Annotated in this window: 12 protein-coding genes; 7 read left to right on the forward strand and 5 right to left on the reverse strand. The window is 59.7% G+C overall.

The genetic code is table 11. From position 1 onward, the window contains the following. Positions 1 to 5: 5 nt before the first annotated feature. Entirely contained in the window at positions 6 to 1,442 is a 1,437-nt protein-coding gene (locus IQ265_RS09985; protein ID WP_194052941.1) for an isochorismate synthase, read from the reverse strand. Between the two features lie 268 nt (positions 1,443 to 1,710). Further along, a complete protein-coding gene (locus tag IQ265_RS09990; RefSeq protein WP_194052943.1) occupies positions 1,711 to 3,423 on the reverse strand; it encodes a diflavin flavoprotein in 1,713 nt (570 codons plus the stop codon). Positions 3,424 to 3,964: 541 nt separating this feature from the next. On the opposite strand from IQ265_RS09990, the gene IQ265_RS09995 reads away from it, so the two are divergent. The 3 genes from IQ265_RS09995 to IQ265_RS10005 all read left to right on the forward strand — a co-directional run bounded on the left by IQ265_RS09995 (position 3,965) and on the right by IQ265_RS10005 (position 7,309). Beyond that, positions 3,965 to 4,996, forward strand: a complete 1,032-nt coding sequence (locus IQ265_RS09995) for a WecB/TagA/CpsF family glycosyltransferase (protein WP_228037757.1) — start codon at positions 3,965 to 3,967, stop codon at positions 4,994 to 4,996. 163 nt (positions 4,997 to 5,159) lie between these two features. Next, positions 5,160 to 5,987, forward strand: a complete 828-nt coding sequence (locus tag IQ265_RS10000) for a 3'-5' exonuclease (RefSeq protein ID WP_194052945.1) — start codon at positions 5,160 to 5,162, stop codon at positions 5,985 to 5,987. Positions 5,988 to 6,301: 314 nt separating this feature from the next. Then, entirely contained in the window at positions 6,302 to 7,309 is a 1,008-nt protein-coding gene (locus tag IQ265_RS10005; protein ID WP_228037758.1) for a WG repeat-containing protein, read from the forward strand. A gap of 2 nt (positions 7,310 to 7,311) precedes the next feature. Here the strand turns inward: IQ265_RS10005 and IQ265_RS10010 are convergent, their stop codons facing one another. Next, a complete protein-coding gene (locus IQ265_RS10010; protein ID WP_194052947.1) occupies positions 7,312 to 8,202 on the reverse strand; it encodes an alpha/beta hydrolase in 891 nt (296 codons plus the stop codon). Between the two features lie 314 nt (positions 8,203 to 8,516). Between IQ265_RS10010 and IQ265_RS10015 the strand changes: the two genes are divergently transcribed. Further along, the gene (locus IQ265_RS10015) at positions 8,517 to 9,137 is read left to right on the forward strand and encodes a hypothetical protein (RefSeq protein ID WP_194052949.1); all 621 of its coding nucleotides are present in this window, start codon (positions 8,517 to 8,519) and stop codon (positions 9,135 to 9,137) included. Positions 9,138 to 9,151: 14 nt separating this feature from the next. On the opposite strand, the gene IQ265_RS10020 is transcribed toward IQ265_RS10015, so the two are convergent. Continuing rightward, the gene (locus IQ265_RS10020) at positions 9,152 to 9,865 is read right to left on the reverse strand and encodes a COP23 domain-containing protein (RefSeq protein ID WP_194052951.1); all 714 of its coding nucleotides are present in this window, start codon (positions 9,863 to 9,865) and stop codon (positions 9,152 to 9,154) included. On the opposite strand from IQ265_RS10020, the gene IQ265_RS10025 reads away from it, so the two are divergent. Together IQ265_RS10025 and IQ265_RS10030 are read left to right on the forward strand one after the other, a co-directional pair. Beyond that, positions 9,864 to 10,022 (forward strand): hypothetical protein, encoded by a 159-nt coding sequence (locus IQ265_RS10025; RefSeq protein WP_194052953.1) that lies wholly within the window; start codon positions 9,864 to 9,866, stop codon positions 10,020 to 10,022. The genes IQ265_RS10020 and IQ265_RS10025 overlap by 2 nt on opposite strands. A gap of 233 nt (positions 10,023 to 10,255) precedes the next feature. After that, on the forward strand, positions 10,256 to 12,349 hold the full coding sequence (locus IQ265_RS10030) for an AMIN domain-containing protein (RefSeq protein ID WP_194052954.1): 2,094 nt from the start codon (positions 10,256 to 10,258) through the stop codon (positions 12,347 to 12,349). Positions 12,350 to 12,429: 80 nt separating this feature from the next. Here IQ265_RS10030 and IQ265_RS10035 read toward each other — a convergent pair whose 3' ends face one another. Then, positions 12,430 to 12,873 (reverse strand): DUF1824 family protein, encoded by a 444-nt coding sequence (locus tag IQ265_RS10035; protein ID WP_194052955.1) that lies wholly within the window; start codon positions 12,871 to 12,873, stop codon positions 12,430 to 12,432. A gap of 96 nt (positions 12,874 to 12,969) precedes the next feature. Here IQ265_RS10035 and radC point away from each other — a divergent pair, with 96 nt between their 5' ends. Next, the gene (radC, locus tag IQ265_RS10040) at positions 12,970 to 13,701 is read left to right on the forward strand and encodes a DNA repair protein RadC (protein ID WP_194052956.1); all 732 of its coding nucleotides are present in this window, start codon (positions 12,970 to 12,972) and stop codon (positions 13,699 to 13,701) included. Positions 13,702 to 13,732: the final 31 nt, after the last annotated feature.

A 13,732-nucleotide genomic window follows, 5' to 3' on the forward strand; every position in this document is an offset into this window, starting at 1 on the left:
AACGGCTACACCAGCGATTCGCCCAGGGCGCGCAGCTTGAGCTTGATCTCGGCCCACTCGCGATCGGCGTCAGATCCTGCCACAATACCAGCCCCGGCGTACAGGCGCACCCAGGTATCGGTCACCAGCGCCGAGCGAATGCCCACAATAAACTCGCTGTCGCCATTGGCCCCCACCCACCCCAGAGGGGCCGCGTACAAGCTGCGGTCAAACTCTTCAAAGCGCAAAATTTGGTCACAGGCCTCACGGGTAGGAACACCGGCCACGGCGGGGGTAGGGTGCAGCGCCGCCACAATTTGCAGCGGATGAATGTGACGCGGCACCCTGGCCCGCATGGGCGTGTGCAAGTGCTGAATATTGGAGAGCCGCCGCACTCCGGGCCAGGGCTGGTACTGAGGGCACAGCCCTACCCCCTGCAGCTGCCGGGCTAAAAACTCCACTACCAGACGGTGCTCGCCCCGCTCCTTGGGATTGTGCAGCAGCCCCTGGGCCAGACAGTCATCCTGGGTCGGGGCGGTACCCCGGGGAGCCGATCCGGCCAGCGCATCGGTCACAAGCTGCCCCTGGGTAAGACTCAGCAACCGTTCGGGGCTGGCTCCCATGAAGGTTTGACCATTGCCCTGCCCCACTGAAAAAATATGGCAGTCGGGGTAGCGCTGCCGCAGACGAACCAGCGCCTCTAGGGGCCGAATGGGTTCGGCACTGACCCAGTCAAGGGCGTGGGCCAGCACGATTTTCTGCACCGGATGCTGGGCCATATAGCCCAGGGCGCGGTTGACCGCCGACTTGAATTGCCGTCCAGCATCAGCGGTCGGCTGCACGGGTAGTCGTGCCGAGGGCCGCAGGTCTCGCCAGAGGCTGGTGCCCAAGCGCTCTACCGCCCGCAGCTGGTCGGCTAGGCCATCGAGAATAGCCCCTACATCGCTAGTTGATGTCACCAGGTGGTTGAGAGTCAACACCCCCTGATGGCCCTGGCGCACCAGCTGCCACTGGGGCAGCGTAACCATCGCCGCTGGGAACGTGGCCTCAGCACCGCGCGGATCGGCAAAGAAGGTAAACGCGCAAAAAAATCGGGCCCAGTCGGCTCCGCTGAGGGAAGCGGACACCCCTGCTTCGCTATAGCGATGGGTTTTGCCCCGCCACTGATCGATAAACTGGCGAGCCTGGGCAAACCGATAGACCCCAGCGGTTTCGTACACCAGTGCTGTGCCAAAGCCCACCATCGATGTTTGAGCCATGGGATTTTCTAGGTATAGGTGGCGATCGCCGCTGGGGGCCAACCGGTCCAGCACCAGCAGTGGATCTACTGGAGGAATATCAAAACTCAGGGTCACCAGCTGGGGCTGATGGCTCTGCCTCGCCTGACTAAGCCGACGATCTAAAAATCGGTAGACCGACTGCAGCGTCTGGCCGCGATCGGAGCAGTGAGAAACAACGGGCATACACTTTGGAACTTTAAAGCGGTTTGCTTAACGTCGCAGTCGGCGGTACGGGCCAAATCGTGCCAAACCACCGCAGTGCCCCAGGCTTAAAAAGCCCAAACCACCAGCGCCACGACCACGTTTACCCTGACCCACCAGACCTGAGTTCGAGGCCCCACAGCAGGCCGAAACGTGCTCCAGCCAAGCCGCTCAGCCCTTTGGGCAGTATCCTTACTCGTAGCATATTCAGTTATGGCGTAGTCAATTCAGCGCCAGTCGTTCACGCAGCTTAATAGTGTGTGCCAGTATTACGGTAGTGAACAGCGGTTTTGCCCTCGCCATCGAGCACGCGGCCGGCCTGCACGGTGGCATAGACCAGCCAGTGGTCGCCACACTCCATGCGCTGGTCTACGGTGCACTCCAGGTAGGCGATCGCATCGGTTAAAATCGGCGCGCCGTTCTCGGCCACTTCGGTATCTACATCCGCGAACCGATCTTCGCCAGGGGCAAAGGGCTTGAGAAAGTGCTTCATCGGCCCCAGGTGCCGCCCCTCCGCCAAAATATTCAGCACAAAGGAGCTGCCGGGGTACAGCAGCGACTCGATCGCCCGGTCTTTGGCCACCGCCACCGTAAACCCCGGCGGCGCAAAAGACGCCTGCGATACCCAGGAGGCCAGCATGGCGCTCGATACCTCGCCCTGGCGAGCCGTCACAATGCACAGCGACCCGACGATACGCCCCACCGCCTGCTCTACCGCCGAGGCCGGGGTGCGAGGCTGCTTGGCCCGCTTCGCTTTTTTGAGCGCCTGGGCAAAGTCAGTCCCCACCTCTTCACAGTATTTAAGGGTGACATCGGTGGGCTTGAACTTAACCCGAATTGGCTCAAAGGCCAGGCTGTAGCCGCCGTCTTTGAGCTTGCCCTCCAGCAGGTCAATGGCCTCACCACTCCAGCCGAATGACCCAAACACCCCAGCCGGTTGAGCCTTCGAGGCCGTTGATAGCACAATGCCGAGGGCCGTCTGCATGGGGGTAGGGGCATGGCCGCCCAGAGTAGGTGACCCCATCAAAAATCCGGCGGAGGTCTCAACGGCGGCTTTGATATCGTCGGGACTGGCCTGCTCAGCATTGATCGACTCCACCGACACCCCCGCCTTGGTAATGCCCCGCGCCAGCGCCTGGGCAATGGTAGCGGTGTTGCCATAGGCCGAGGCGTAGATCAGCGCCACCGAGAGGTCTTGGCTGGTTTGAGCCTGGCCCCAGTCGCGATAGCTCTGCACCAGTTCTCGAGGGCTGTAGCGCACCACCGGCCCGTGGCCCGGAGCCAGGATCTGAAAGGGCAGCGAGGTCAACCGACCCAGAGCCGCCAGCACCTGACGGGCGCTGGCGGCAAATAGACAGTCAAAATAGTAGCGCCGGTCTTCCAGTAAATCCTGCCAGCTGAGATCAAAAACCGAGTCGTCGCAGCGGTGCGCCCCAAAAAACTTGTCTGAGTAAAGCACCCCGGAGTAGGGGTCGAAGGTGGCCAGCCCACCCGGGTAGCGCGGCGTCGGAATCAGCTCAAACTGGAGGTGATGCCCCTGGCCCAGATCAAGGCGATCCTCACCGCTGCGAATTACTCGCAGCCGGGGCGATGCATCGGGCAGCAGATCTTTAAGAGCAAGAGCGGCTGGGTTTGAGCACACTACCGTTACTTCTGGCAACCGCTTCAGCAGAATCTTTAAAGTTTGGACTCGGTTGGGGTTGATGTGCCCCAAGACAATGTAATTGAGCTGGTAGAGGTCAATATGGCGCTCCAAAGCCGCCAGAAAAATTTCGCTAAATGATTCACCGGGAGGATCAATCAGCGCGGTGCGATCGGCCTGAATCAAATAGCTATTCGCCGTGGTTCCCCGCTCTAAACCGTACTCAATCTCAAACCGCAGGCGGTTCCAACTGCGGCAGCGCAGGACCGTGGTGCCGGCTGCCATAGCATAAAGCTGAACATCGCGAGGAGGAGAAGTCATGGGGCAATGGGTAACGGCAGGTTTAGAGGGCGCTGTGGGTAACCTGTACTTGGTATGACGTCACCAAGCCGCTGGCCCACAGAATTAGACTGCTGCAATTTTAAAGGATCAGGAGCCGCATCCCGTTTTATCAGGTGTATTGCGCCCCTGGATTCAGATTGTTGTGAGGTCAAAATCAGCTTTACAGAGGTATTCAGCTTTTATGAACCGGGCTGCAAATATCCATGCTTGCTGGCCCCCTACCCTAGTATGAATGAGCCGACGAAAATCGTTGGCAACCTACTTGACCGAAGTCAATGGAGGTTTCCCCTAGAATACCGCCTAGCCCAGTGAGCACGCCTTACACATACCGCGATTCTACTGAGATGACTGGTTATTTTTATAACACTGAGTTAGCGTGTAGCAATGGTCGCATCTGCCCTGACGAATGGACCATGGAGAGGTGAGTAATAAGGGAGGTCAACCTGAGATGGAGCTGACATTCACCTGAACACTTTAGTTAATCGGTTATCTCTCTGGTTCTTAGAAGTTGGATGATCCTATGGAGTCACAGTCTACCGGACAAGTTTTCACGTCAGCTGTTGATAGCGCGGCGATCAACAACTCGGTGATCAATGCTGTCGAGCTAGGTTTAGAGGTCAACGATTCGCCATTTGCTGATACCGTTGATGCCTCCCCGACCGCAGCTGCAGCGGTACCGGATAAACAGCCTGTTCCAGCCACCGAGGTCAAGCAGCTTTACCGCCAGTTTCGAAAGGCGGCCCTGGAGTCTACGGCTCGAGAACTGCGCAAGCAGCAGTACGACCACCTTCAGACCCAGGTCGAAATTCTGAGCATTCCCATCGACAATATCTCGGTCAACGACTTTTTAAGTCAGCTTAAGCAGGGCGTGGTATTCACTCCCAACGTCGATCACCTGATGAAGCTGCAAAAGGACATAGATTTTGTTAAGGCCTACAGCAAGGCTGACTATCGCGTTTGCGATAGCCAGGTGCTGATGTTTGCCTCCAAGTTTTTGGGCACACCACTCAAGGCCAAAATCTCGGGTTCGGATCTGTTTCCGATGTTTTGCGAGCACCACCGCCACAACGAGGCGATTAAAATCTTCCTGATGGGGGGTGCCGAGGGCATTGCGGCCCAGGCCATGGAGCGCATCAATGCTCGTATTGGCCGACAAATTATTGTGCAGGCCCACTCACCGTCCTTTGGGTTTGAAAAGGATGAGGCCGAGTGCGATCGCATTCTAGACATGATCCGTCAGTCGCCGGCCAACGTGCTGGTAGTAGGGGTAGGGGCACCTAAGCAGGAAAAGTGGATTGCCAAGTACCGCGACCAGCTGCCCAATATCGATATCTTTTTGGCCGTAGGGGCCGCCATTGACTTTGAGGCTGGCAACAAACCCCGCGCGCCAGAACTGCTGAGCAAGCTGGGGCTAGAGTGGCTCTACCGCCTCAGCACTGAGCCAGGACGGCTGTGGAAGCGCTACCTGCTAGACGATTTTCCTTTCCTGTGGTTGGTAATTAAGGAGCGCTTTTCCCGCCTCCGCCCTAAGCCTGCCCCCAAAGATATCTAACCCCCTAGCCAGGCTCAAAGCGAGGCTGCTTCAGGGAGACCAAGCAGCGGCCGCAGCGTCTTCTGCCCTAACCGTGCGAAGTTCTACGGCATTTTGCGGACTGAAAGCGCTGGCAGTAGGCAAAATGTGGCACCTTAGGAGGGTTCCCTGCGGTAGTTGCACTATGGTTCCTGTATCGGTGGGCGGCATTGCGCAGTCTGCGCTCTTTACAGACCAGTTGTTGGCCTACTATCGCCAGCTGCCCAAAGCCATGCTCACGGTAGTAGACGTTGAGACTACGGGGTCGCGCCCTCCTGAAGCCAGGGTGATTGAAATTGCGGTGGTGCAGGGGTCGCTGGAACACGGGATTACCCACGAGGCAACTTTTCTAGTCAATGCCCACGTGCGAGTACCGACCACCATCACTCGATTAACAGGGATCACGACGGCTATGGTGGAGCAGGGTGCCGCCGCCGACACCGTGTGGCAAGCCCTGCGATCGCCCCTCGACCAGGGGGTACTCACTGGCCACAACCTGGCCTTTGACTACAGCTTCATTCAGGCCGAGTACCAGCGGCTGGGGCAGGGGTTTAAGCGCCCCGAGGCCCAGCGGTTTTGCACCGTAATTTTGTCGCGGCTGCTGCTGGCCGATCTGCCCTCCCGCAGCCTGCCGCAGCTAGTACGGCACTTTGGCTTTGATGTCGGGCGATCGCACCGGGCCATGGCCGACACCAAGGCCTGCTGGTTGTTGGCCAACCTGCTGCTAGAGCGCCTGGCCAATACCTCAGACGAGACTCTGCGGCAGCAGTTTGATGAACAGTGGGTGCCGCTGCGGGAGGCCGCCAAAGCCTTTGGCCACCCCCGCGTTGAGCTGCAGCAAAGGCTCGATGCCCAGGGCTGCGAGCGGCGCACGTCACGGCGAGGCAACCGTCACCTGTATCGTCGCCGCGACCTGGCGGCGCTCTACCACGAGCTACACCCGCCGCAGCTGTCGCTAAACCTGGGCGACTAGCCAACCCAGGAGTGCAGATGGGCTTAACTCCCAACTTTTCGTCACCCAGGGCTGAGTTTTGGCTCACCAATCCGAGCTTTTCTTAAAATTCCTCCACGATGGCAACAAGATCCGTCATGGTAACAACAGGGGAAGCAGCCTAGCCAGGCTGGTTTGCCTGAGGAGTTTTGCTAAAGCGAAGGGAAGCTATGGCGCGATCGCACAAAGCCTGGCGCTGGCAGCGAAGAAGTTTGACCGGGCTGGGACTTCTAGCCGTAGTAGCCTGTGCCCCCTTGTCTGAGGGGTTCGAGCGCCCATCGCGGCAGGCTACTACAATGCTACAGTTCATAAACCCTCAGCCCCTCGCCCTGGCCAGCGCCATGACTAGCCCCCTGCTTTTTGATACGGTGTCAGACTTTGCCGAAGGGGTAGCTCTGGTCCGCCTGAAATCACAGCTGGGTTATATCGATCGCGAGGGTAGGCTTAATATTCAGATTGCCGACAGCAATGTCACCGTGGCTGCTGACTATGCCGAGGGGCTGGCGGCAGCCCAGGTAGGAGCCTACTTTGGCTACCTCAACCGGCAGGGAGAGTGGGCTGTACCGGTGCAGTTTCGCCAGGCCAAGTCCTTTTCTGGAGGGCTGGCGGCGGTACAGGGAGGCACCAAATACGGCTACATCAACCCCCAGGGAGAGTGGGTGATTGAGCCCCAGTTTGACCTGGCTGAGCGATTTGTTGACGGTCGTGCCCTGATCAAGTTAGGGGAAACCTACGGTTATATCGACACCGACGGTCGCCCCGCCATACCGCCGACGCTGAAAGATGCCTGGAGTTTTTCCGAATCGCTGGCGGTAGCTAGGGTAGACAGGCTCTACGGCTATATTGACCCCAGCGGTACTATGGCCATTGCCCCCAGCTACGACGGGGCCTTTAGTTTCTCTGAGGGGCTGGCTCGGGTGCGCCAGGGCCGCAACTTTGGCTTTGTCGACACCGCTGGAACCCTGGTAATTGAGCCAACTCTACCCTTTGCCTCTGATTTTGCTGAGGGTTTAGCCGCCGTGCTGATCGACAGCCAGTGGGGCTATATTGACCGCACGGGTAAGGTGGTTATTCCTGCCCAGTTTGCCTACGCCGCTGATTTTTCGGAAGGGTTGGCCGCCGTGCAGCAAAACGGGCGCTACGGCTATATCAACTTCAAAGGAGACTGGGCCGTAGAACCGCAGTACAGCAATGCTGGGCCATTTTCTGAGGGACGGGCGCGGGTGCAGGTCGACAACGGCTGGGGCTTTATCGATACCGAGGGCAAGTTGCTCACCGGGGCGGGCTTTCAGTCTCTAGAGTAGCCCTACTGAGTCAGGTCGGCCAGACACTGCTGAATTAAGCCAACTGTGACCCCTGGTTGCTCAAGCTGGGGGGTGAGCCCAATGCCAGGCAAGACTTCGAAGCGACGAATGGCGGCAGGGTTGAGGGCGGCTAAACGACGGCCGGTTTCCACAGGGGTGAGTTGGGCCATTTCGCCCCAGAGCATGGCGGTGGGGGTAGCAAGCCGGGAGAAATAGGGGGCCAGGTCAAAGCTGAGGTCGCCCCGCACAAAGGCCAAGGCGGCGACATCTGCATTAGGCTGCTGGGCTGACTTAAGGTAGGCCGCCACCACCTCGTCGGCAATTTTGCTGGAGTCGGCAAACTGCCGCTGGGTCAAAAACAACCGAATGCCATCGTTGGTGGCGATCGCCCCCCGGTAAATCAGCTGATCGACTACAGGCAGTTTGACGATCTGATTGACTGCCGAGTCGCTGGGATCTTGACCAAAGTCGGCTAGCCCTGCCGGGGCCACCAAAATCAACCCACGCAGGCGATCGGGGTGGTCAACCGCGACCCGCACCATCATGGCGGCACTGAGGGAAGATGCGACTACGACGGGCGGAGCGGGGCAGAGCCTGTCGATCAGCTGGCTCAGTAGGGCGAGGTAGTCGGCGGTGGTGCAGGGGCGATCGGGGTGATCAGATTGGCCCCAGCCAATGAGATCTGGGGCCAGCACCAGGTGATCTGCCGCAAAGGCCGGGTATACCTTCGACCACTCGTAGCTGGATGACCCGCCCCCAAAGCCGTGGACAAACAGCAGCGGCACTGAATTTGGCGGTGGCCCAGACCAAAAGTCGGGATTGGCCTCAACATAGGCCACCGTGCCCTGGTCGAGAACCAGCGATCGCTGCATAAAACCGGGAGGAATGAACATAAAACCATGCCGTTACTGCCTTCTGATTACCACGAAGCCCTATCAATTGCCCACTCGATTAGGGCCGATGGTTTGAGACCGACCCTTAGAGAGCGATTTCGCAGGGAGCGCTGTGCAAATCACGGCAACCATTGCCCAGCCGTAGCGTCTTACATTCTGTCGGGTTCTGCCTACCCCAATTTGAAATGGGCAGCCCCCTGGGAAAACGGTTGTTTGCTCAGGCACGTCTGCCCAGACCCATTGCGGGCAGTAAATAGTATTCCTGTCGGTCCGTCTATAACCAGCTTTAGTACGCAATTTTGAGGTGAGTTGCTATGGGGCAACGGATTCAGCGGCTTTCTGTGCTCAGCTTTGGCGGGTTGGTACTGGTCTCGGCGGGGCTTGCGGGGCTGCTTCACTGGGCCTCACCCTTGCGAGACCCCAGCTTCGAGGTCAACAGCGCTAACGCCGGCACGTCAGTGCCATGGCTAAAGGGCGTGCCTGAGACTGCCTGGCTACAGGCTAGCTTCGCCCTGGCGGCACTGCTGGCAGTGAATTTGACCTGGGTGCTTTGGCAATGGAGCCAAGCGCCGCAGCGGAGTGGTTCTAGGGGAATAGCTCGGTGGGTCACGATCGCCGCCATTTTTTTCCTGGCGATGGGATTTAGCAGCACCGTGGTGGTTTTCACTCGATATTCTTACGGCCCCATTAACCCCATTGCGATGGCTGCCCTGGTAGCGTTAACTGTGCTGCTAACGGCTCACTTTGTCGGGATGGTTTGGTTTTGGCAGCGCACAAAAACAGCGCTGGCCCAGTTATCTGAGCCAGCGCCATCTCTACAGAGGTGGGGGCGAATCTACACCTCCGTTTACTGGGCCGGGTTTGCGGCCTGTCTGTTCACGGCCCTGCAAATTTTGTTTTTGGGTTACCTATTTGGCCAGCACATGGTGGACTAACTGGCCTAGCATCCCTAACGAAAGGCATCGGGGTCGAGGGGCCGACCGGCAGGACCACCGCCGTTTAGACGAGCGCCAGTACCGCCATCGGTCGGGTCGAGAAAGGGTTTGAGGTTAATGCCGCTGGTGCGACGGCTGGCGGGTGTCGCACTGGGAAGCCCTAGAACATTGCCAATTTGGCCCAGGATGTCGCTGTTGCCGCCGGCGAATGTGGTTACTCCCTGGGTTTGGTCGCCCCGATCGGCAATGGTCAAGTTGTCAAACACGCGATCGCGGGTGATGGCCGCATCCTGCCCCGGCGGTACGGTGAAGACGATACGGCAGCCGGGCACGTTTTCGGTGGTAACGCAAACGGTGTTGTAGCCATTTTCGACGGCGGTTTCTAGGGCCAGCAAGCCGTCAGGGCGGTACTGCTCTAGGCGTTCGCTGATCGTGGCACAGCGGCGCTCAGCGGGCCAGGCGCTGCCCATGTCCTCGGGCACAGCCCAGGGGTAAGCCTGCCCCGGCTGACTGGTGGGAGAATACATGACGGTGTACCGTCCATCCTGCATTTGGCAGGTGAAGCGAGGCGCAGTATTGGCCTCAGCAGGCTCGGCTGGGGCAGGCTCAGGCGTTCCCTCAGCCCCTGGCGTTTGAGCCTGGCCCAACGCCCCTAACGGCCCTAGAAGTAGCGTGGTGGCTAACCCACCTACAAATAATTTAGCGAGCGTGCCGGTTGTGTGGGCCATGATGTGGTGTCTCCAGTCGATTAGCGTGGGTGGCGGGTGTGAGCAATCGCTACCCCAGGGGGCCCCAATGGCTGGGCGGGTAGACCAGACAGCAGCGTTGCTTAACCTGGAAACGGGCGATGCTCTAGTCTTCCGCGACGCGATCGCAGCCTCATAGGTTCCCCAGTCCGTGCATGTCTGTACTCTCTGGGCCATCAAAACTCTCAAGCCCCTTGCAATTTTTAAGATTGTGCGTATCCTTAGTTAGGCTTTGGGCTCACGCTGCATTTAGGCGGTTTAGGGCAGCTCCTTACGCTGCATCTAGCGTTAGCTCGCCGTAAAGTAGTCATCAAGTTTGCTTCACATTCGCATACTCCAACTCACACACTGCATCAGAGGGAGACACAACCCATGGAACACTCAACCCAACCATTTGCAGTCCCGCGCCCAGGGGCGATCGGCCATCGTCTGGGAGGCTGGGCCGGAGCTGGCCTGATCGTGTCTACCCTGCTAATCATCAGCCCTGCTGCGCGAGCAGAAACCCTGGCGGCCTGGCAGTTTGATCCCTCTACCCAACAGCTGACCCTGACGCTGCCCAGCGGTATTACGCCTCAGTACAGGGTTGAAGCCAACCCGGCCCGCATTGTGCTTACGCTGCCTCAAACCCAGTTGGGGGCAGTAGCGACTCAGCAAACCTACAGCGGAGCCGTAAGCCAGGTGAGCCTCAGTCAGGTCAACGATGCCACGGTGGTCGTGCTCGATCTGGCCGCCGATACGGTGCTGGCAGCGGATGGGGCCAGCCTGATATCCATCGCCGCTGGTGAGCAAACCCGCTGGGTGCTCACCGCCCTTGCCGCTCCAGGTGGTGCCCCTACGGCAGCGGTACCCGATAGCACCTCGGTATCGGGCAATGCTCCAGTACCCGGCAGTAGTCAAATGATCGTAGAACTGCCGGTAATTCCGGGCAATAACCCTCAGCTGGGCTTTCCAGAGGCCGGTACCGGGCGGCTCAGCACATCGGCCGCCAACCTGATGCTGCCCAGCGATATCAATAGCTTGACAAACCTGCCCGAAACCCTGCCCGTCGATCCGTTTAATTTGGGGCAGCCAGGGGAGCAGGTCTCGGTACCGAGCCTGGCCGAACTTGATGCCGTGGTTGGCCCTGTTGCCGTTGCACCTCAGGCGGCAAACCCCACCTCGTTAGAACCCCCTACCAGCGAAGCGGCACAGCCGGGCGCGATCGCCACGGCACCTACCCCTACCGCCGCTGGGGCCAGCCCGGTGCTGACCCTCGAGCCACCTGCTGCCCCCGGCACAGCGACAGCCCCCGCACCTGCCGTAGCTACTCCGTCTCAACCCGAGGTAGCAACCTTACCGGCCGCGCCACCCGCCCCCGAACCTGAGGCCTTACCGGCGATCGACAGCGAAACCAGCGGCGTTCCCATCGCGGTTACGCCGCCGGAGCTGCCAACCCCAGCACAACCCGTGGTTCCAGCACAACCCGTCGCACAGCCAGAGGCAATCGCGGTTGTTCCACCTGAGGCTCCACCGGCCACCGCTCCTTCGACCGCAGCTCCTGCGGCCACAGAGCCCTTGGTTACAGCTCCCGAAACCGCTGCCGCCGCTGAGGCCAGGAGTGCGGCTGGGGCCATCGCGGCCGAACCTCCGGTGCTGCCCAATTCGGCGGCTGATGGTGCGATCGCAACTCAGCCCGATGCCATTAGCCAGGAGCCGCCGCCCGTGGCTACAGTCCCCGTTGAGATGGCCCAAACTGACCCCAACCTGCTGACCGTTCCCACAGCGCCCACAACGACCAGCCAGGGCAGCGTAGTCCCCCCCGAAAGCCCAGTCATGCTTGCCGCCGCCGGAGAGCCAATTTTGTTTGGTAGTCCATTGCCCGATAGTGGTGACCAGGCGGCTTTGCCCAGCGTAATTAACCCCACCCCCGCTGAGCCCCCGCTCTCCCCCGATACCCTGGTGGCCGCAGGCACTGTTTTGGAACTGCGCTACGTGGGCAACGAACCCCTCGATCTAAACATCAGCTCTAGCCAAAACCAGGTGCTGCTGCTGGCCCACGATATTCGCGACCCCATCACCAACGGCATCGTCGCCCCAGCCGGAAGCCAGCTAATTGGCCAGTTTGAACCCACACCCCAAGGTCAGCGCTGGGTTAGCAAAATGCTAATTTCTCCAGCCGGGCAGCGGGTAGACTTTGCCAGCACCACCGAGTACATGGTGGGCAGCCCCGATATCAGTAGCCCCCGTTTAGCCGCTGGAGCTGGTCTGGGTGCTCTAGCCCTCATGCTGGTGACCAGCTTTAGCGGCATTGGCCTGCTCGGCGGTGCCCTGATTGGCGCAACAACTGCAGTGGGTACCTCGCCCCAAACCGTTGTCATTGAGCCCAACCAGATTATTCAGGTACAGGTGATTCAAGATGTGCCCCGTGCCATTCCCATTGCGGCTGCCCCCGAGCAGAGCCGCGAGTGGGGCGCTGGCGGCTGGTAGGCGAGGGAATGGGTGGGCGAGTAGGCGGGTGGGTATCGTTGCGGCGATGCCTGCCTGTCTTAGCCCGTTTGCCCTGAGCTTTACAGCTCTTTGTGCTCGATGAATAGATCGAACGGGAAGGGACCGTAGGTACCCGATACCTCAGCCACCTCAGGGTCTGAGGTATGAAATGTAACGAGCACTCCCCGCGACAGGCCGCTGTAGTCGTCTAAATACCAGGCTCCCTTGAGGGTATTGAACTTGAGATAGACCGCTCCCTCACGGGCCGGCAAGTCGAGGTTGACAGAGACCCCCAGGGCCATCAAAAAGGCCTGCAGCGCCTGCTGCCCCTCGGCCAGGGTACTGGCACAAATGCCCAGAGTTTGATAGTCAGACCATTCGTTAAAGCGGCCTAGGTCAGCTCGCACCTGGGTCGCTTCGGCATCGCTGAGAGCGGGTGGGGTCGTAAGGCAGCTAAACCGGTTCAGCCGCTGGCGAATGGCCGCGATGTCGGCGGCGGCAGGGAAGGAAGATGAGGTCGTCATAGTTCGTTCTTGATAGTCGGTTGGAGGGGTGAATCACCCCAAGCCGTTTGGGCTTACTAGCAGTGGGCCTCTGGCCCAGCTATCAGAGGTGCCACCATGACCTACCATGTTCGCATGCTAGACATGCCGTCTAGCGATCGCCCGCGCGAACGGCTGCTGTCCTACGGGGCCAAAAGTCTCTCGACCGCAGAGCTACTGGCCATTTTGCTGGGCACCGGCCAGGGGCCTGGCAAGCTGTCGGCGGTGGGGCTAGGCCAGCTCATTCTGCAAGAGGTGGGGCAAAACCAGCGCGACCCGCTGACCTCGCTGCGCGATATTGCCGCCCACGACCTGACCACGATCGACGGCGTCGGCCCGGCCAAAGCCACCACCATCCTAGCCGCCATTGAACTGGGCAAACGGGTGCTGCAGGCGATTCCGCCTGAGAAAACCGTGGTCGATGATCCGGCGATCGCCGCCGCCGCCCTCAGCCATGAACTCATGTGGCAAGCCCAAGAGCGCTTTGCCGTGGTGCTGCTCGACGTGCGTCACCGCCTGCTGGGTACTAAGGTAATTACCATCGGCACCGCCACCGAAACCCTGGCCCACCCCAGAGATATCTTCAAAACCGTGATTCGCCACGGCGCTGTACGCTGCATCGTGGCGCACAATCACCCTTCTGGCAATCTCGAACCATCTCCCGATGATCTGGCCCTCACCCGACAGCTTTTGCAGGGGGCACAAATTCTGGCTGTGCCAGTGCTCGATCACCTGATCATTGGCAACGGCGACTTTCGCAGCCTGCGCCAAACCACTCAGCTTTGGCAGGAAACACCCCAGGGGGCGTAGCGTAAATGTCCTAAAAACAAGAGCGTTCAGT

Source organism: Nodosilinea sp. LEGE 06152, from assembly GCF_015207525.1.
Taxonomy (GTDB): domain Bacteria; phylum Cyanobacteriota; class Cyanobacteriia; order Phormidesmidales; family Phormidesmidaceae; genus Nodosilinea.

Coding starts and splice junctions, on each gene's coding strand:
- IQ265_RS09985 (WP_194052941.1), bottom strand. CDS start 1,442: ATGCCCGTTGTTTCTCACTGCTCCGATCGCGGCCAGACGCTGCAGTCG.
- IQ265_RS09990 (WP_194052943.1), bottom strand. CDS start 3,423: ATGACTTCTCCTCCTCGCGATGTTCAGCTTTATGCTATGGCAGCCGGC.
- IQ265_RS09995 (WP_228037757.1), top strand. CDS start 3,965: ATGGAGTCACAGTCTACCGGACAAGTTTTCACGTCAGCTGTTGATAGC.
- IQ265_RS10000 (WP_194052945.1), top strand. CDS start 5,160: ATGGTTCCTGTATCGGTGGGCGGCATTGCGCAGTCTGCGCTCTTTACA.
- IQ265_RS10005 (WP_228037758.1), top strand. CDS start 6,302: ATGCTACAGTTCATAAACCCTCAGCCCCTCGCCCTGGCCAGCGCCATG.
- IQ265_RS10010 (WP_194052947.1), bottom strand. CDS start 8,202: ATGTTCATTCCTCCCGGTTTTATGCAGCGATCGCTGGTTCTCGACCAG.
- IQ265_RS10015 (WP_194052949.1), top strand. CDS start 8,517: ATGGGGCAACGGATTCAGCGGCTTTCTGTGCTCAGCTTTGGCGGGTTG.
- IQ265_RS10025 (WP_194052953.1), top strand. CDS start 9,864: ATGATGTGGTGTCTCCAGTCGATTAGCGTGGGTGGCGGGTGTGAGCAA.
- IQ265_RS10020 (WP_194052951.1), bottom strand. CDS start 9,865: ATGGCCCACACAACCGGCACGCTCGCTAAATTATTTGTAGGTGGGTTA.
- IQ265_RS10030 (WP_194052954.1), top strand. CDS start 10,256: ATGGAACACTCAACCCAACCATTTGCAGTCCCGCGCCCAGGGGCGATC.
- IQ265_RS10035 (WP_194052955.1), bottom strand. CDS start 12,873: ATGACGACCTCATCTTCCTTCCCTGCCGCCGCCGACATCGCGGCCATT.
- radC (WP_194052956.1), top strand. CDS start 12,970: ATGACCTACCATGTTCGCATGCTAGACATGCCGTCTAGCGATCGCCCG.